This is a genomic window from Pseudomonadota bacterium (assembly GCA_034660915.1).
Taxonomy (GTDB): domain Bacteria; phylum Desulfobacterota; class Anaeroferrophillalia; order Anaeroferrophillales; family Anaeroferrophillaceae; genus DQWO01.
On sequence record JAYEKE010000225.1, the window covers coordinates 2,509 to 21,060 of the forward strand.

General features: G+C 51.5%; 13 protein-coding genes. 5 read left to right on the forward strand and 8 right to left on the reverse strand.

Going from position 1 to position 18,552, the window contains the following annotated elements:
• From U9P07_12240 to U9P07_12260, 5 genes are all read right to left on the reverse strand, one after another.
• Positions 1 to 648 (reverse strand): transposase (locus U9P07_12240; protein ID MEA2110173.1); only part of this gene is annotated, 648 nt, incomplete at its 3' end.
• Positions 649 to 781: 133 nt separating this feature from the next.
• Positions 782 to 3,871: an efflux RND transporter permease subunit gene (locus tag U9P07_12245; GenBank protein MEA2110174.1), complete on the reverse strand. Its 3,090-nt coding sequence runs from the start codon at positions 3,869 to 3,871 to the stop codon at positions 782 to 784.
• Positions 3,868 to 5,019 carry an efflux RND transporter periplasmic adaptor subunit gene (locus U9P07_12250; protein ID MEA2110175.1) on the reverse strand — a complete coding sequence of 384 codons (1,152 nt, stop codon included), beginning with the start codon at positions 5,017 to 5,019 and terminating at the stop codon, positions 3,868 to 3,870. Before U9P07_12250 ends, U9P07_12245 begins: the two co-directional genes overlap by 4 nt.
• Complete coding sequence (locus U9P07_12255) at positions 5,012 to 6,406, reverse strand: TolC family protein (protein MEA2110176.1); 1,395 nt, start codon at positions 6,404 to 6,406, stop codon at positions 5,012 to 5,014. The genes U9P07_12250 and U9P07_12255 overlap by 8 nt, the downstream gene beginning before the upstream one ends.
• 16 nt (positions 6,407 to 6,422) lie before the next feature.
• Positions 6,423 to 7,058, reverse strand: coding sequence for a TetR/AcrR family transcriptional regulator (locus tag U9P07_12260; protein ID MEA2110177.1), 636 nt, complete (start codon positions 7,056 to 7,058; stop codon positions 6,423 to 6,425).
• 255 nt (positions 7,059 to 7,313) lie between these two features.
• Here U9P07_12260 and U9P07_12265 point away from each other — a divergent pair, with 255 nt between their 5' ends.
• The 5 genes from U9P07_12265 to U9P07_12285 all read left to right on the forward strand — a co-directional run bounded on the left by U9P07_12265 (position 7,314) and on the right by U9P07_12285 (position 14,862).
• The gene (locus U9P07_12265) at positions 7,314 to 8,000 is read left to right on the forward strand and encodes a GntR family transcriptional regulator (protein MEA2110178.1); all 687 of its coding nucleotides are present in this window, start codon (positions 7,314 to 7,316) and stop codon (positions 7,998 to 8,000) included.
• 180 nt (positions 8,001 to 8,180) lie between these two features.
• The gene (locus tag U9P07_12270; protein MEA2110179.1) at positions 8,181 to 9,173 is read left to right on the forward strand and encodes a TRAP transporter substrate-binding protein; all 993 of its coding nucleotides are present in this window, start codon (positions 8,181 to 8,183) and stop codon (positions 9,171 to 9,173) included.
• A 78-nt stretch (positions 9,174 to 9,251) separates the two neighbouring features.
• Positions 9,252 to 9,764, forward strand: a complete 513-nt coding sequence (locus tag U9P07_12275; GenBank protein ID MEA2110180.1) for a TRAP transporter small permease — start codon at positions 9,252 to 9,254, stop codon at positions 9,762 to 9,764.
• Positions 9,765 to 9,781: 17 nt separating this feature from the next.
• The gene (locus U9P07_12280) at positions 9,782 to 11,092 is read left to right on the forward strand and encodes a TRAP transporter large permease subunit (protein MEA2110181.1); all 1,311 of its coding nucleotides are present in this window, start codon (positions 9,782 to 9,784) and stop codon (positions 11,090 to 11,092) included.
• Between the two features lie 11 nt (positions 11,093 to 11,103).
• Complete coding sequence (locus U9P07_12285) at positions 11,104 to 14,862, forward strand: hydantoinase B/oxoprolinase family protein (protein ID MEA2110182.1); 3,759 nt, start codon at positions 11,104 to 11,106, stop codon at positions 14,860 to 14,862.
• Positions 14,863 to 15,012: 150 nt separating this feature from the next.
• Here U9P07_12285 and U9P07_12290 read toward each other — a convergent pair whose 3' ends face one another.
• The 3 genes from U9P07_12290 to U9P07_12300 all read right to left on the reverse strand — a co-directional run bounded on the left by U9P07_12290 (position 15,013) and on the right by U9P07_12300 (position 18,525).
• Complete coding sequence (locus tag U9P07_12290; protein ID MEA2110183.1) at positions 15,013 to 16,413, reverse strand: citrate/2-methylcitrate synthase; 1,401 nt, start codon at positions 16,411 to 16,413, stop codon at positions 15,013 to 15,015.
• A gap of 169 nt (positions 16,414 to 16,582) precedes the next feature.
• On the reverse strand, positions 16,583 to 17,650 hold the full coding sequence (gene buk / locus U9P07_12295; GenBank protein ID MEA2110184.1) for a butyrate kinase: 1,068 nt from the start codon (positions 17,648 to 17,650) through the stop codon (positions 16,583 to 16,585).
• The gene (locus U9P07_12300) at positions 17,647 to 18,525 is read right to left on the reverse strand and encodes a phosphate acyltransferase (GenBank protein ID MEA2110185.1); all 879 of its coding nucleotides are present in this window, start codon (positions 18,523 to 18,525) and stop codon (positions 17,647 to 17,649) included. Before U9P07_12300 ends, buk begins: the two co-directional genes overlap by 4 nt.
• Between the last annotated feature and the right edge of the window lie 27 nt (positions 18,526 to 18,552).

The following is an 18,552-nucleotide window of genomic DNA, read 5'->3' on the forward strand; positions in this document are numbered from 1 at the left end:
TTTCTTCGGCCCAGGTTTTCGTGGACGAAGTATACGCTTCAAATCCAATTCCAAACCTTCCACAAAAGATTCCCGGCCTAACGGGCGTCCAGTACGTTCGTGTTGCCGCAAACGTTCTTTATCAATCTCCTCATCACTGTCCAGAAATACACGCCAATCACCAACCATCTCCAACAGCGGCGCAACCTTCACCAACTGGTCGTCCTGGCCCTCCAGATGAGCTTGAGCACTGCTCCAAGGAAAATCCTCAGGAGCATGAACCATTCCCGCACGGACAGGATTCATTTCCACATACCGGGCGGCGGCCAGTAGATATTTTTCATCCATCGGAAAGGAAGTAAAACGCTCCTGCCACAAGTGCCCCCGCCACCCTTCCCGGGAATTGATACGACATGTATAGCGACGATGGGCTTCGCCGATGGCACGAGCAAGTCCTTCTTCATTTTGCGGTACGGCAATCAGATGGACGTGATTGGGCATCAGACACCAGGCCCAGATATCAACCTGACATTTTTGGCACCATTCGGCCATCAGGTCAAGATAAGCCTGATAATCATCGTCACAGAAAAACGTCTTCTGGCGGCGGTTGCCACGTTGAGTGACGTGATGAGGAAAACCTGGAGCAACAACTCGAGCTATTCTAGCCATAGGAATCCATTATACAAAAAGGATGGTGAATGTCAATAATTATATATACTGTCCCCGTAATTCGTGTCCCCACAATTCGAATTATATATACTGTCCCCACAATTCCACAATTCACAGCAGACTGTTCCTGCCATCAATTTTTTCGTTCCAGCTGATAGTAAATCGTCGGCACCAGGACCAGGGTTACCAAAGTGGAAATAGTAAGGCCGCCAAGCATGGTAATCCCGAGGGGATTCCAGGTTTCAGCGCCGACATTGTTGGAAACCGCCATCGGCAGCATGCCGAAAAAGGTGGTTAAGGTGGTCATCAGTACCGGCCGCAGCCGGCTGCGGCCGGCATCGGTAACCGCGGCAAAAAGAACTTCTCCCCGGTTGCGCAGCTGATGGATATAATCCAGCAGAACAATGGCATTATTAACCACAATCCCCATCAGCATGACGATCCCCATGAAGGAAATAATTCCCAGGGTAGTTCCGGTAAGATAAAAGGCATAGAGAACCCCGGTAAAAGCGAAAGGCACTGAGAACATGACAATCAACGGGTCGCGGAAATTGCCGAACAGAGAGGCCATAACCATATAAACCAAGAGTATCCCCAGCACCAAAAGCATACTCAGATCCCGAAAAGCCTTGCCCTGTTCCTCCACATCACCACCAAAACTGGTGGTAATCCCCAAAGGAATATCCATCCGGGCCAGGGTCCTTTTCATATCTCCGGTGGCTTCCCCCAGTGATCGCTGGTAAAGGTCGGCTTCCACCCGGACAATCTTCTGCCGGTTTTTGCGTTCAATCTCGATCGGCCCGGAACCCTCCTCCACCCGGACCACATTCCGCATCTTGATAATCCGACCGTCAACGGCAGTCAGAGGTACATTCAGCAATGTTTCAAGATTGTTCTTGTCTTTACTGCGCAAGCGAGTGAAAATATCAAAGCTGTCGCCGGCATCCCGGTACTGGCTGGCCTCAAATCCATAAAAATAATTGCGCAGCTGCCCGGCAATCAACGATACCCTTAAGCCCAGGGAGGCGGCTTTTTCCCGGTCAATTTTCAACCATAATTCCGGCCGTGGATCTTTCTGGCTGATGGCCACATCCACCAACCCGGGAAGATCACGAAACTTTGCTTGCAGCCGCCGGGCAAAATCCATCACCTGGTCCATCTCACTGCCCTGAACCTCCAGGGAAATGGGCTTTTTATTCCCCATGAGGATGGCGGTCACCGGGTCCCTGACCGTTACCTTGAGCTTGGTAATCCCGGGTATCTGTTCAATGCGCCGGCGAATAAGCATGGCAACTTCCTTGACGCTGCGTTGCCGCTGGTCGCGATCCACCAGTTTCACCCCCACCTGGCCCACATTGGCCCCTTCATCAAAGCCCAGGGCCACCCCTTTACCGGTTTCCGTCTGGCCGTTGAAAGCATATGAGTGGCGGAATTCTCCCGGCTTGACAATGGTATTGACATCCTTGAGAATTGAAGCAACAATCCGGCTGGTTTCTTCGATCCTGGTGCCTTCCGCCAGCCGCAGATCAATGCTCATGGCCCCGGAATCCACCGCCGGCAAAAAGGAGGTAGACAAAAACGGAATCAGGGAAAGGCTGCTGACAAAAACGGCAACCGCCAGCAAAAAAACTGTTTTTCGATGACTCAGGGACCAGCCAAGCAGCCCGCCATAGCCGTCCTCCAGCGACTGAAAACCTTTTTCACTCCAGCGGTAAAAGACCGCCATCCGTCCTCTACCGCAGTTCTTGCTATCTCTCCTGATCCAGCGGGAGGCCAGCATGGGCGTCAGGCTGAGAGCGGTAAACAGGGAGGCCAGAAGGGTTATAACAATAACAAAACCAAGCTGTTTAAACATGATCCCGGCCAGGCCGGTCAGAAACATCAGCGGAACGAAAACCACCACTGTGGTCATGGTTGAAGCCGTAATTGCCAGGCCCATTTCCCCGGCTCCGGATACCGCGGCTGCAGCCAGCGATTCTCCCTGTTCACGGTGGCGGATAATATTTTCCAGCACCACCACGCCGTTATCAACCACCATCCCCGCAGCAATAGCCAGGGACATGAGTGAAACCAGATTAATGGTATAGCCAAACAGGTAGAGAAAAATGAATGAAATCACCAGGGAACCGGGAATAGCCAGGGCAATGATCAGGGAAGCCCGGAAACGGCGCAGAAAAACCAGGGTCACCAGAATCACCAGGACAATTCCCCAGTAAAGCGACAGACGCAGATTCCTGATGGAGCTGATGATATCCTCGGCGTTGTCCAGGACAATATTAATCTTCACATCAGCCGGAAGCCCCGGGCGGATGCGATCCAGCTTTTCCTTGACCATCCGGCTGACTTCCACCGTATTTTTGCCGGTCTGTTTCTGCAATAAAAGCACAATTGCCTGTTTACCATCCCCCCAGCCATTGAGTTTCATCGGTTTAAAGGCGTCTTCAACCGTGGCCACATCCCGTAGATAGACCGGCAGGCCACGGAAATAACCAATAACCGTGGCCCGGATTTCCTCCATGTTCCTATAGCGTCCGGGAACCCGGAGAAAATATTCCCGGGAACCACTTTTAATATTGCCTGAAGGAATATTGAGATTTTCACTGGCCAGCACCCGGTTGACAGCGGCCAGGGAGAGATGGTAGCCTTCGATTTTAGCCAGGTCAAAATAGACATTTATCCGGCGCCGCCGGCCGCCATAGAGCTGGATTGCTCCCACTCCCGGCACCCGGCGCAGCTCATCGGCAATCCCTTTATCCACCAGGCGGTACAAACGCGGCAGATTCTGTTCAGCGCTGATGGTCAGAAACATGATCGGCGCGGTGGCACTGCTGAATTTGTAGAGCATGGGCGGCTCGATATCATCCGGCAGATCACGTTTGGCCAGCTCCAGCTTGTCACGGATGTCATTGGTGGCCACATCCAGGCTGGTACCCCAGTCAAATTTGCAGACCACCACCGAAAGATTATCTAAAGATTTAGAGGTCATTGTGTCAAGGTTGCTGACCACATTGACTTCATCTTCGATTTCCTTGCTGACTTCAGTTTCCACGTCGGAAGCACTGGCCCCGGGCCAGGTAGTAAGAATGGAAACCACCGGCGGGGTAATATCGGGAAAAATATCAAGATTTATCCGCAGCAGCGAAAACATACCGATAATCAGGATGGCAGCAAACAACATGGTGATGGCCACCGGCTGTCTAACGGAAAATTGCGGCAGTTTCATTGCTGTTGCTCCTTTGGTCGCGTTTGACCATTGACCAAATGCACGGGCATAGCATCCTGCAGGCGATTCTGTCCTTTAACCACCACCAATTCTCCCGGATGCAAACCATCAACCACCGCTACCAATTCTCCCTGCCGCAACCCGACCTTGATATTACGATGACTGGCGCGGTCATTTTCAATGATAAAAACATAGTAGCTGCCGCTGCCCGGCAGGCGATTGAGGGCCTCTCGGGGAATGGCAAGAACATTCTGACGCCCCAGGTACAGCTTTACCTGGGCATACATGCCGGAACGCAGCAGATAGCCATCGTTTGCCGCCTGCAGTTCCAGTTTAACGGTCCTGGTTGTTGGATCAAACACCGGATTCATTTTTACCAGGGAAGCGTGAAAAAGCTTTTGCGGGTAGGCAGCCACCTTAAATTCCGCCCGCATCCCCAGGCGCAGCCGGGAGAAATCCGTTTCCGGTGCCGCCAGTTCAATTTTCATCAGTGATTCGTCGGCAAGACGCAGAATTGGTTTCTTGGTATCAGAAAGGTTGCCCGGATCAAAAAAACGATCAGCGACCACCCCATCTATTTCTGCTTTAATAGAATGATCATCAAGCATAACCTGAATTTCACGATGGGCGGCTTTCGCCTCCTTCAGGGCGGCGGCCGCGGTTTTGTATTGAGCAGAAATCCGATCAAGCTGCTGGCGGGGCGCCGCTTTATGCGCAAAAAGGAACTCCAGGCGTTGGCGATCTTTTTGCAGCAGTTCCAACCGGCTGCGGGCCGCGTCCATGGCGGCGATTGACCGCTCAAACCGGGCCTTAACCAGAGAGGCATCAAGGACAATCAACAACTGCCCCTTTTCAACCCGGTCGCCTTTATCAACCATGATTTTCTCGATGACTCTGCCGGCTATTTTGGGAAAAACATAAACATCAACCCGGGAACGCAGATCGCCGCTGGTTTCCAGCAGCCGTTCCATCTGGGTTTCTTCCACCTTGACCACGGCTACCGGTACCGGAGTCACCGTCTTTACTGCCGTTGTCTTTTCTCTTTGACTGCGGCGGTAATTATAAAAAGCCAGGGCTAAAAAGCCCACGGCAATAAGTATCACTATCCAGCTTACCAACCGTCCCTTGCCGGTTTTTTGCTCAGCCATTGTCAGCCTCCTTCGCCGAATCGGCCATTCCTTTTATCTCGATATTGGCCCTTTCACCTACCGCCTGCTCCAATTCAGCCCGGGAAATCATAAAGCCATACAGGGCACCGTAATAGCTGTTTTCCGCCTGGCTCAGGAAAGTGGAGGCATCCAGCACCAGAGTCGAAGTAGCCACCTGCTGCTGGTATTGCAGGTTTGCAATCCGATAATTCTCCCGGGCCTGTTCCACCGCTCCGACAGCGGTTTTGACATTTTTAGCCGCCACCCGCAGGCGATTGAAGGCCATTTTTACTTCCAGACGGACGGTGTTGCTCATATTTTCGATTCTATGCTTCAGGGCTTCACGCTCATGAAGACGCTGTCTGACTTCCGCCGAGGTTTTTCCCCACTCAAAAAAGGTCCAGTCCGCCTGCACCCCGATGGCCGCCGTATCACTGTTGCGATAATCATTTTCGCTGGCCGTTATATTTTTGCCGTTCTGTTCATAGCGGCCCACCAGGGAAACTTTCGGGTAGTACTGGCTGCGGGCCAGGGTAATTGCCAGCTCGGCCTGTTCGAACGCCACCTGCAAAAAACGTAATACCGGCCGCCGAGCCATAGCCTGAGCGCAGAGTGCCGGCAGATTTTCATTAACCGCCGGCTTAATATCCGGCTCAACAATCTCAATTGCCGCCGAGATATCCTGATTCATCAATACATTGAGGGCAGCACCGGCCAGATCCACCTCACTTTCAACCTGCACCAGCCGCTGCCTCGCCTGGGAAAGCGCTACCTGAGATTGCAGCAGGTCGTTGTAGGCAATAATGCCCTGAGCATACAGATATTCGGCATCTCTAACATGGGCAACAAGGTTTTTTACCTCCTTGTTGGCCACTTCCAGCTGCCGCCGGGCAAGCAGGATGCGGGCGTACGCCACTTTTGTCTTTTTGATCAGCTCAAGGATCAACTGTTCTTTTTCCAATTCCCGGCCGGAGATCTCCAGTTCGGCAATTTTACGCCGGGTGGTCAAAGCCAGCCCGGTAAACAACGGCTGCACCGCGGTAATATTCCAGGTATAATCATCATCGTCGCCGATCATGATTTTCCCAGCCGGCCCGAAAAAACCGTATGGCTGATTGTGAAGACGATAATAGGAATACGAGGAAGACAATTTGGGAAACAGATCGGCCCGGGCACTGCGCTCACCGGCTTCGGCCTGATAATTTCTTTCCAGCGCCGCGCTGATCAGCGGATTATTTGCCAACACCCGGTCAATGACCTGTTCGAGGTTGAAAGTTGCAGTCCTTTGAACCGCGGATGTTCGCTCAGCAGCCACAGCCGGCAAAACCAGCCAGCCTGTCAAGCCTGATATCAACAGGGCCAAGCATAAAACATATTTTATTCTCATGGATAACCCTCCCACCTCACGATTTAACGTAATCGGCAACCAGGATATTATGAAAAAACATTTCATCTATCATCTTGAGACTTTTCTCATAGGGATATTTTTGGGAATCATCAAGCCAGGCAAAAAGAAAGGTACAAGCCAGGCTGTCAAGGGAACGGGCCAGATAATCAGGATCCAGGGAGCGAAAAATACCGTTTTCAATGCCGCTGGCAAACACTTTGCTTAACCATTCCAGTATCTGGTCATATTGAGACATCACTTCTTCATCCAATCCGACACGCAGATTGAACCTTGCTCCCCGGGTTTCAACAAAATAAAGACTGACGGCTTGAGTGTTGGCCATAAATATCTCACCGCCAATTTTTAAATAGTTAACAAGCCGTTCATATTCATCCTCACCCTGGGTTAAAGCATGGGCCAGGGCGGCACTGAACTTTTCACTGAGATCAAGAATAATCGCCCGGTATAATTCCTCCTTATTATTAAAAAATTTATAGAGAGTGCCAACAGCAAATTCAGCTCCATGGGCAATATCCTGCATGGATACCTGGTGATAACCCCGGGCGGAAAAAAGTTCCAGCGCCGCAGCCATAATTTCCTGTCGCTGGCGGTCTTTGTATTCCTGCCGTCTGGCTGTCCTTTTTTCTTTCATCCCCTGCTCCGCATCTGAAGGAAACTAACATTGGTGAAAAACCCGCGATGACCATGCTCCACTTTATTATCGGTAATTATTTCATAAAAGTGAAGTACAATTCACTTTTCATATAGATTATTCACTTTCTGTCAAGCAATAATTTTTACAAAGATTTTAGCCAACGGTTTTTGCTATCACAGAAATTACAATATATTCTTGACATATATTTATAATATATTATAATAAAGCGTTTTAAATTATGAAGAGAAATAAATGGAAATGAATCAGTCATCCGCTGGAAATTCCCTGGCCGATATAGCCTATGGACATCTTTATCGACATATTATCAGTCTTGACTACCCACCTGGAACGGGTCTGGAAGAAAAGAAACTGATGGAGGAGTTAAAACTGGGCCGAACGCCAATTCGAGAAGCCCTGTTGCGCCTGGCGGCCGAACGTCTGCTGACGGCCATCCCCGGCAAAGGTTTTGTGGTCAGGCAGCTGACCCTCCAGGCAACCAGGGCAGTTTTTACCGCCCTAAAGGTCCTTGAGCTGGGGATTGCCGAGATTGCAGTCCAACAGCGCACAGATCGACATCTGGAAACATTGAAAGCGGCTAATCAACGGGTCAAAAAAGCTGTGGAGCAGCGGGTTGTCCTGGCCCTCGTTGAATCAAATCACGACTTTCATATGGCCTATGCCGCCTGTACTGACAATGAATACTTGACCAGGAGCCTGCATGAAATACGGGCTGAAGGCAATCGGCTGGCCTATTTGTCCTACCGTAACCGAATCGATCCGTTGACTACGCTGGCGCAACATTATGAAAATGTCATCAGCCAACATGACGAAATTATCAAAGCGTTGGAGAACAGGAACGCGGTACAGCTGCAAGAGGTGATATATGAACATATCCAGATTTTCCGTAAACGCATCATTGACTACATGACCGCTGAGTAGAGATAATCGGATTTACAAGGGGACACCATTAAAACATTGCTGCAAGACAGGAAAAGATTATAAAAATAGTGCTGCATCATGTTTTGCCATTGAAGTAAAAATGGTGTCTCCACTATGGGGCAAAATATCAGGGTGTTTCCTGAAAACAACCTCAATTTCCAACAACACAAGGAGGGTAAAATGAAAAGAATGTTAGTATGGGGGATAGCACTTTTACTGCTGGTCATCGCACCTTTGCATGAAGCGGCAGCCAAAACCGTATGGCACATGCATCTTAATTATCCGGCAGGAAATTTCCATTCCCAGGGAGCCCAGCGTTTTGCCGACCGGGTCAAGGCGGCCACCGGCGGCGAGCTGGAAATCGTTCTTCATCCTGGCGCTTCCCTCGGCTTCAAAGGCCCGGAACTGTTGCGGTCAGTAGCCGATGGCCAGCTGGCCATCGCCGAAATACCAACCGGCATGGTGGAGGGTGACGCCCCCATCCTGGCGCTTACCGCCCAGCCTTTCATTTCCACCAATAATTTCGAACAGCGGCTGCTTTACCAACTGGCCAAACCAATTTATAAGAAAACCTTGAAAAAGTTTCACCAGATGACTTTATACACCTCGGTCTGGCCTTTTTCCGGCATTTACACCCAGCGGCCGATACATTCGGTGGCCGATCTCAAAGGGTTGAAGATGCGGGTGTATGACGGCACCGGCCTGGCGTTTGGAAAACTGACCGAGATTGCCGCCCGCAAAATGCCGTTCAGCGAAGTATACCCGGCGATGAAAGCCGGTCTTCTGGACTCCATGTATACCTCATCGGTTTCCGGGGTTGACGCTAAATCCTGGGAAGTCTTGAAATATTTTACCCGTATCAACATTCTCGGGCCGGTCAACATGGTGAATGTCAACCTGGAGGCCTGGAATAAGCTGCCGGCGAAAACCCGGGAACAGGTCCAGGAAGTTGCCGACCAGATGGAAGATGAAATGTGGAACCTGGCCGGTGATATGGACAGGACCAGTTTGGCAACCTTGAAGAAAAACGGTATGCAGATCCTGGAAGTGGATAAAAAGTTCCGGACCGAACTTAACGCCGTCGGCCAACAGCTGCGCAGCGCCTGGTTTAAAAAAGCCGGAGCCGACGCGGAGGCTGTTCTGCAGCAATACAATCAAATAACCGGCCGTTGATCTTGATGGCATGGAGACAGATTTCAAATCTGTCCCCATTTCACCCCCCCCCTCATTCATCATTGAGGATATGAAACAATGCCTCGCATTCTGCATATAATCGATACGCTTAATGACTGGCTGGCCAGGGGATCGGCAGTCATTTTAGGTTTGATGACCATCCTCATCCTGGTGGAAATCGGCCTCTGGAATACCCTGGAAGTAACCACCCTGGTAGCCGATGAATATTCGGCTTACGGACTGGCGGCAATCATATTCTTAGGCGCCGGATATACCTTGAAGGAAAAAGGACATATTCGCATCACCCTGGTTTTAAATTTACTTCCCAACCGATTTGCGGCCCTGATCACCGCCCTGGCAACCAGCGTCACGACATTCTTTATCGGTTATCTGGTCTGGCAACTTTATCGGATGACCGTTTCAACCCATCATTATGGCTCCACCTCGGGAACCCTGACGGCAACGCCACTCTGGATTCCCCAGACGATTGTGGTCATCGGGGCTGTGATCTTTACCCTGCAGATAGCAGCTGAAAGCCTGAGGGCCTGGCAGCAATTTATCACTCCTCAAGCAGACAAAAGCAATCCTTAGAAAGCGAAGGAATCGTTTTGGATGCCCATACCATAACCATGTGCCTGGTGGTTTTCGGAATTCTGGTGTTAACCTTAAGCTCCGGTATTCATATCGGCTTCAGTCTTTTCATTGTTGGCTATTGCAGTATGGCGCTTTTCTCCCCTTTGCCGCCCGGTGGCAACCTGTCATCTTCCATCTGGGCGACCGTTAACAAATGGGAGCTTGTGGCCCTGCCGCTCTTCATTCTGATGGGAGAAATCCTTTTTCATTCAGGAATCTCTGAAAGTCTTTTCAAGGGCCTGGTTCCCTGGCTCTACCGCCTGCCCGGCGGCCTGCTGCTGATGAATATCGTCGCCTGCACCTTTTTTGCCGCCGTTTCAGGCTCCAGCGCCGCCACCACTGCCACCGTCGGCCGCATCACCCTGGCCGAGTTTGACAAACTGGGCTATGATCAGCGGCTGGCAATCGGCTCCCTGGCCGGGGCCGGCACCCTGGGATTTCTCATTCCCCCAAGCCTGATCATGATTGTTTATGCCATCCTGGCTGAGGTTTCCATCGGCAAAATGTTTATCGCCGGCATCCTGCCGGGTTTTCTCCTTGCCGGCAACTATATCTCCTATATAATTTATCGTGGCATCCGGAACCCCGCCATCGCCCCGGCAATGCAGGAATCATACAGCTGGGCGGAACGATTCAAAGCCATCAAAGACCTGTTACCGGTCATCATCCTCATTCTCATGGTTCTGGGCAGCATTTATGCCGGCGTCGCCACCCCGACCGAAGCCGCGGCTCTGGGGGTCCTGGGCGCAACTCTTTTTGCCCTTATCAATCGGCGGCTTAATCTCGGCGGTTTGCTTATTTGTCTGCAAGCCGCCGTCAAAACCACCTGCATGATCTGCCTGATCGTCATGGGGGCCAGTTATCTCTCCCGGGTCATGGGTTTTTTAGGCATCCCATCAGCCATCACCAGGGCCATAGTCAGCCTCAACCTTTCCCCCTATCTCCTCATGCTGATGTTGGGAATGGTTTATATTGTCCTGGGCTGCATCCTGGACGGCTTTTCCATTGTCGTCATGACCCTGCCCATCGCCCTGCCCATGGTCACCGCCGCCGGTTTCGACCCCTTGTGGTTCGGCATCTACCTGATCCTGATGGTTGAGTTGAGCCAGATTACCCCGCCGGTTGGCTTCAACCTTTTTGTCATCCAGGGCCTTACCGGGAAATCCATTGGTGACATTGCCATCTATGCGTTGCCCTTTTTCATTCTCATGCTGTTAACCACGGCCATCATTACAATTTTCCCCCAGATAGCCCTCTACCTGCCCCAGCTGATGAGTGGCGGATGAATGGAACAACTATGAATAAAGTAGATAAGTTTCGTTTTGCCATCGATCGCGGTGGAACTTTTACTGATATCTATGCCGAAGTCCCGGGTAAACCGGGAGTCATGGTCTTAAAACTTCTTTCTGAAGACCCTCGCAATTATCCCGATGCCCCCCGTGAGGGCATCCGGCGGATCATCTCCCAGGTAACGGGACGAAATTTATCGGTAGAAGAACTGCCGACAGAAAATATTGAATGGATTCGCATGGGCACCACCGTGGCCACCAACGCCCTGCTGGAACGACAGGGCGCCCGCTGTGCCCTGCTGGTTACCAGGGGCTTTCGTGATATCCTCAAGATCGGCAACCAGGATCGACCTCATCTTTTCGACCTGGAAATCAAAAAACCGGAACTGCTGTATGAAGAGGTTATTGAAGTCGATGAACGGCTGCGTCTTTTAGACGCCGAGGAAGAACCGCCCGACACAACGGTGGTTCAGGGAATTACCGGGGAACGGCTGGCCATGTTACAGGAGCCTGACCTGAAATCACTGAAAAAACAACTTGCCACCCTGAAAGAAAAGGGCATCAACAGCCTGGCGGTGGTATTCATGCACTCCTACGCCTGGCCGGAACATGAACTGATGGTTGGTCGGCTGGCCCGGGAAATGGGCTTTGGCCAGATATCCCTTTCCTCCCGGATAATGCCGATGGTCAAAATTGTCCCCCGGGGCGATACCGCCATGGTGGATGCCTATCTGACCCCGCATATCCGCAGCTATCTGGAAAGTTTCCGCCACAAATTCAAAGAAAATCTGAAAAGTTGCAACCTGCAGTTCATGCGCTCGGACGGCGGTCTCACTCCGGCAGATGATTTTACCGGCAGCCGGGCCATTCTCTCCGGACCGGCCGGTGGCGTGGTTGGTTATGCCATGACCACTAATGCCTACAGTCATGGTCAGCCGGTTATCGGTTTTGACATGGGTGGAACATCCACCGATGTCTCCCGCTACGGCGGCGGGTACGAGCTGGTCCACGAATCAGAAACGGCGGGCGTCCGCATCCAGGCGCCGCAGCTGCACATAAAAACCGTGGCCGCCGGCGGCGGCTCGCGCCTTTTCTACCTCAACGGCATGTTCAAAGTCGGCCCCGAATCAGCCGGCGCCCATCCGGGACCGATATGCTACCGGAAAAACGGCTACCTGGCAATCACCGATGCCAACCTGGTGCTGGGACGGCTGCAGCCTGACAACTTTCCCCATATTTTCGGTCCTGATGAAAATCAACCCCTTGATCTGGAAGCTGCCAGGCAGGCTTTCGCCGATTTAACCAATGAAATAAATGATGATCTTGCCCGGCAGAGACGACAACCCATGACTATCGAAGAAGTTGCCTGCGGTTTCATCCAGGTGGCCAACGAAGTTATGGTCCGACCGATTCGTGAAATTTCGGTCTTACGTGGCTATGACATCAAAGAACATATCCTGGCCACCTTCGGTGGTGCCGGTCCCCAGCACGCGGTAGCCATCGCCAGGGCCCTGGGAATCAAAAAGATTTTCATCCACCGCTATGCCGGCATATTGTCAGCCTATGGCATGGGACTGGCAGATGTGGTCATTGAGCGTCAACGCCCGGCGGCAGTAATCTACGAACCAGGAACCCGGCAGGAGCTGGAAGCCGGCCTTGAAGAACTGTCATTACAGGCCATAACAGAACTGCAAACACAAGGTTTCAACCGGGAAAACATCTCGACAATATCCTATCTCAACCTGCGTTACCAGGGAACCGATACGGCCCTGATGATGGCAACCCCCGATGACGGTGACTATGATCAGGCCCTGGCCGCCACCTACCGGCGGGAATTCGGTTTTAATCTCGAACAGCGGGACATCATCGTTGATGATCTACGGGTCAGGGCAGTGGGCAAAGGATCAAGAATCAAACAATTACCCCTGCCACCGGCAGACGGGAAAAAACCCCGGCCAATACAGCAGACAAGATGCTATTTCACCGGTGGCTGGCAGGAAACCCCGGTATACCAGCTGGAGAAACTGGGACCAGGCCAGTCAATCAAGGGACCGGCTCTGATCATACACGATACCGCCACCATTCTGGTGGAACCGCAATCAAGCATAAAAATCACCACATTCGGCGATCTGGAAATCACCCTTGAGCAGCAGCTGGAAATCAGAGAGGTGGCAACCACAGCCGATCCCATTCAGTTATCTATTTTCAGCAATCTTTTCATGTCCATCGCCGAGCAGATGGGCCGCACCCTGCAGAAAACCGCCATTTCCACCAACATCAAGGAACGACTGGATTTTTCCTGTGCCCTTTTCGGACCCGGCGGTGAACTGGTAGCCAACGCTCCACACCTGCCGGTCCATCTGGGAGCCATGAGCGAAGCAGTAAAGGCCCAGATCCGCCTGCAGAACAACCATTTCAAAGCAGGAGAAGTCCTGGTTTCCAATCATCCGGCCGCCGGTGGCAGCCACCTGCCGGACATTACCGTCATCACCCCGGTCCTCGATAAAGGAGAACCCATTTTCTTCGTCGCCAGCCGCGGTCACCATGCCGACATCGGCGGTATCTCGCCCGGTTCCATGCCGCCCTTCTCCCGGCGTCTGGAGGAAGAAGGCGCCTGCATCATGTCATTTAAACTGGTAAACAACGGCATCTTTCAGCAGGGAGGGATAACGGCATTGCTCCGGGAACCGGGTAATCTACCTCAAGATGAAGGCAAAGCAGCCATCAGCGGCACCCGAACGCTGGCTGACAATATTTCGGATTTGAAGGCCCAGGTGGCCGCCAATCAAAAAGGTATTGAGCTGATCAGGGAAATGATTGACCGCTATTCCCTTGAGGTGGTCCAGGCTTATATGCAGCATGTTCAGCACAGTGCCGAGGTGGCAGTGCGCCGGAGCCTGAAACAACTGGCTGACAAGTATGCCGATGATAATGACCAGGCAGTTGTTATTCGAGCGGAAGATTATATGGATGATGGTTCCAGGATAACTCTGTGTTTAACCATCAATCACCGGGACGGCAGTGCCGTTTTTGATTTCAGCGGTACGGAAATCCAGGTCTGGGGAAACACCAACGCCCCCCTGGCGGTCACTAAATCAGCGATTCTTTACTCCCTGCGCTGCCTGATCAAGGAAGATCTGCCGTTAAATTATGGCTGTTTGATTCCCATAACGGTGATTGTTGAACCAGGATCGCTGCTGGATCCGGACCCGGAAGCCGCCGTAGTGGGCGGAAATGTATTAACCTCACAACGGGTGGTGGATGTTATTCTCAAAGCCTTCGGGGTGGCGGCTGCCTCCCAGGGCTGCATGAACAACCTGACTTTCGGCAACCGTGATTTCGGGTATTATGAAACCATCGGCGGTGGTGCCGGTGCCGGGCCTCACTGGCATGGCCAATCCGGAATCCACACCCACATGACCAATACCAGAATTACCGATCCGGAAATTCTTGAGCGCCGCTATCCGGTTTTGCTACGGAGATTTTCCCTGCGGCAAAATTCCGGCGGTGAAGGACATTTTCGGGGCGGGGACGGTCTGGTGCGGGAAATTGAGTTCCTTACGCCCCTAAACATCGCCATCCTCTCGGAACGCCGGGTTTTTTCCCCTTACGGCCTCAGGGGCGGCGCTAACGGAGCCCGGGGATGCAACACCTTCATTCGCGCCGATGGCAGGAAGATAAACCTGGGAGGTAAAAACGAAATCAAGGCCAATCCGGGGGATTGTTTCCGGATTGAAACTCCCGGCGGCGGTGGCTATGGCAAGTGAATGGTGTAAGGTTAAAGGTTAAAGGATACACGGGAACGGGGACAGTACTTTAGTGCTGTCCCCATGCGAAGCAGGGCGAAGCAAAAGTGTAAATTTGTCCCGTGAGAGGGCGAAGCTAAGGGCTAATCACTAACGGCTAATGGCTGAATTCTAACGATCTTCCAGAGAGACATACTCCCGTTCAAACTCACCCGAATACATGGCCCGGGGGCGAAAAATCCGGTTCTTCTGCAGATATTCCAACACCCTGGCTGTCCAGCCGGCCACCCGGCTGACCGCAAATATCGGCGTAAACATGCTGGGATCAATCCCCAGGCGACTGTAAACAATACCGGAATAAAAGTCCACATTAGGAAAAATTTTCTTCTCACGCCCGAAAGTCCTGAGCACCCTTTTTTCCAGCTCATTAGCCGTTTCATAAAGGTTGACTATTTCTTCCGGACAAGATCTAATCCGGTGTCCGGCCAGTGGTCCGAGAACTCTGGCCCGGGGATCATAGGCTTTATACACCCGATGACCGAATCCGGAAATTTTTTTCTTTTTCTTGCCGGCTGACTGTACCCATGGTGAAACATTTTCAGGGGAACCAATTTTTTTCAAGGTATGCAGAACCTGTTCATTGGCTCCACCATGCAGGGGACCGCTGAGGGCCGCGATCCCGGAACCAATGGAAAAATAAATATCAGACAAAGTTGAAGCCACCACCATCGAGGCAAAGGTACTGGCATTCATCCCATGATCGGCATGAAGAATCAGGGCCACATCCATGATCCTCTCCTGTACCGGAGTCGGCCGTTTACCGGTCATCATGTAAAGAAAATTGCCGGCATGACTTAATTTTGGATCAGGCTCTATAGCCATATGACCCTGGCGGACCCTGGAAATGGCCGCGGTAATGGTCGGCACCCCGGCTAACAGATGGTAACAGGCCTCCAGGCCGCTGGCATCCCCCCGCATCTTTTTGCGTTTTCTTCTGGCCTTTCTCGCGGCGTTGAACTCATAAATAGCCTTTTTTTCGCCCGCCGGCTGGGTTTCCATGGGAATGGAATCCTCATCGGTACTAATCGCATCATCAAGGCCGGGACGTCCGGATTCCTGGTCTTTATAAGTAAACTCCTGACGCATGAGGATAGTACCCATACGCAAAGCCCCCATGGCATTCATCTCCTCTACCGGAAAACCCATCAACAAACGCAAGGTTTTATTAAGATAGCGATATTCAATCAGCTTTTTCTTGTAATCATCAAGCTGCTCAGGTGTAGGCAGACTTCCATGCAGGAGCAGATAGCTGACCTCTTCGTAACTTGAGTAGGCGCAAAGGTCGAAGATATCGTAACCACGATAGACCAGCCAGCCCTTGGAGCCATCAACATAACCAATCTTGCTTTCACAGGCAATCGCCCCTTCCAACCCAGGTCCGATGGTGCATTCTATCGGCCAGCGCAGTGGTTTCCCTGCATGCTGTTTCTTCGATTCGTCCCTGGTCTCCCGGCGAGCTTTACTGGCTGCTTTCAGAATAATATCCGTTATTCTCTGAGTATCTTCATGCATAGCAATACCTCGTAAAAGGTTAAAGGATAAAATATGATTCTAAATGGTGGACTTCCCACATAGAGATAAGGAAAGCTGCTCTCAGGCAGAATCAAAATGTCACCTTCACAATCGATCATTATAGCGATATTAGAATAAAAAAGAAAGTATTTTATTTTCAGGAAAGTTATCAGATATACGGCAGCACTTCTTCCCGGCCGTCCAGAATTCTGTGGGCGGTGGCCAGCAAAGCATCCATTTCACCTTCTCCCGAATAGATAAGGATAGGTCCCAGGAATGCCACTCTGGCAGTAATCCATTCCAACAACATACTCGATTTTGCCAGTGATCCGGTCAATACCACGGCATCCACTTCTCCAGCCAGCACTGCCGCCATGGCGGCAATATCCTTGGCAACCTGGTAAGCCATCGCTTCATACACCAGGGCTGCCTGTTCGTCACCTTCACTAATACGACGCTCTACCTCCAGGGCGTTTTTGCTTTCCAGATAGGCCTGCAAGCCACCCTCACCCACCAGTCTTTTTTCAGGCAAACAATTCTCTGATGATTGTCCGGCGGCCATTTCCAGTAATGCCAGGGTGGGCAGTGAACCGGCCCGTTCGGGAGAGAAGGGCCCTTCACTTAAGCCATGAGTACAATCAACAACCCGGCCCAGAAGATGGGCACCGATGGTAATTCCACCCCCCATATGGACAACTACCAATCGACACTCGTGATAACTTTTCCCCAGGTCAGCAGCTGCCCGTCGACCAACCGCTTTATGACTCAGGGCATGGAAAGCACTTTCACGTCGGATTTCCGGAATACCGGAAATCCTGGCAAGGTTACTAAACTCATCGGTAGACGGTGGATCAATGGCGTAGGCCCGACAATGCGCACCTTCTGCCAGGCTGATGGCCAGCACCGGCCCCAGTGAGGAAGGATGGTGTCCATAGACCCCCTGCACCAGGTCATTGCACATGGTTTGATTAACCAGGTAGGCCCCGGCAGTTCCCGGACGTTGCAACCCACCGCGACTGACAATGATAGTTACATCAGACAATGAAATCCGGTTACCGGATAAAAATTCCATGACTTTCAGCTCAAGTTCTTTAACCTCAGCCATGAAGCAGGATTTGCTGAAAAGTGTTTCACGCAATCTGATCTGCAATGAAAAATTTGCCTGTTTTATGGCTCCTGCCCGTTCTTCCAGGACCATCTTAACCGATGTAGAGCCTACATTGACAGCCAATATCATGATTTTGCCACCTCACTGGCGATAACCCCCAGAACAATCTCGGCAAGTCGTTGTTCCGCGGTCAGAGGACCGGAATTAAGAAGCAGGGAATTATTTCCATCCAGCAAAACACCGATGGTGGGAATCCTGCCGATATATTTCAGAAAGGTGGAAAAAAAATAAGCGCTGTTGGTATCGGGTAAAACATAAAAATCATAATTGCCGGATTTGTTGTCAGCCACCCCCTTGCGGCTGGCCGCCACCTTACTGAGAGCGCAATCAACGTCCAGGGGGCCATGGATAACCACTCGGGGGCCAAACTGCCGCCGCCTGGACATCTGTGCCAGGACTGCGGCATTGACGGTGGCGGAAATTTTGGGATTGACCGTTTCAATCGGAGCCAGGACGACACCGTATATTTTTCGCCGGGGGAAAACATGTTTCAACAATGGAGTTAAAGCATCTACCTGGTCAATTTTATGTTCCAGAGTTGGTTTAACCGCTACCAGGGGATCAATGGCAAAAAATGTCCTGCACATGTCCTGATCGTAAAAAACGGTGGCATAGGTGATTGAACCCCGCAGTCCGGCGGCATGCATAAAATAGGAAAGAAATTGCTTGCGGTTTTCATTCCCCTGGATAATCATCTCAACCTCTCCGTCAACAAGCAGTTTATTACTGACCTCCATCGCTTCGTGAAGGGTCCTGGTTTTGATAAAATCATCCATCCCGGCAATTTTCCGATGGCCGACAAAAACCGGACTGATAAATCCCTGGCTCTTGGCATCCATGATCGTCGCCACCTGATCAGCATTGTCGGCCAGGGTAACCACGCAACGTTTACACTTAATTTTCTTCGCGGCCGCGAATATTTCCCGGTAAAGATGTTCACTCATGTGTACACATCCGCTGCAAAGGTTAAA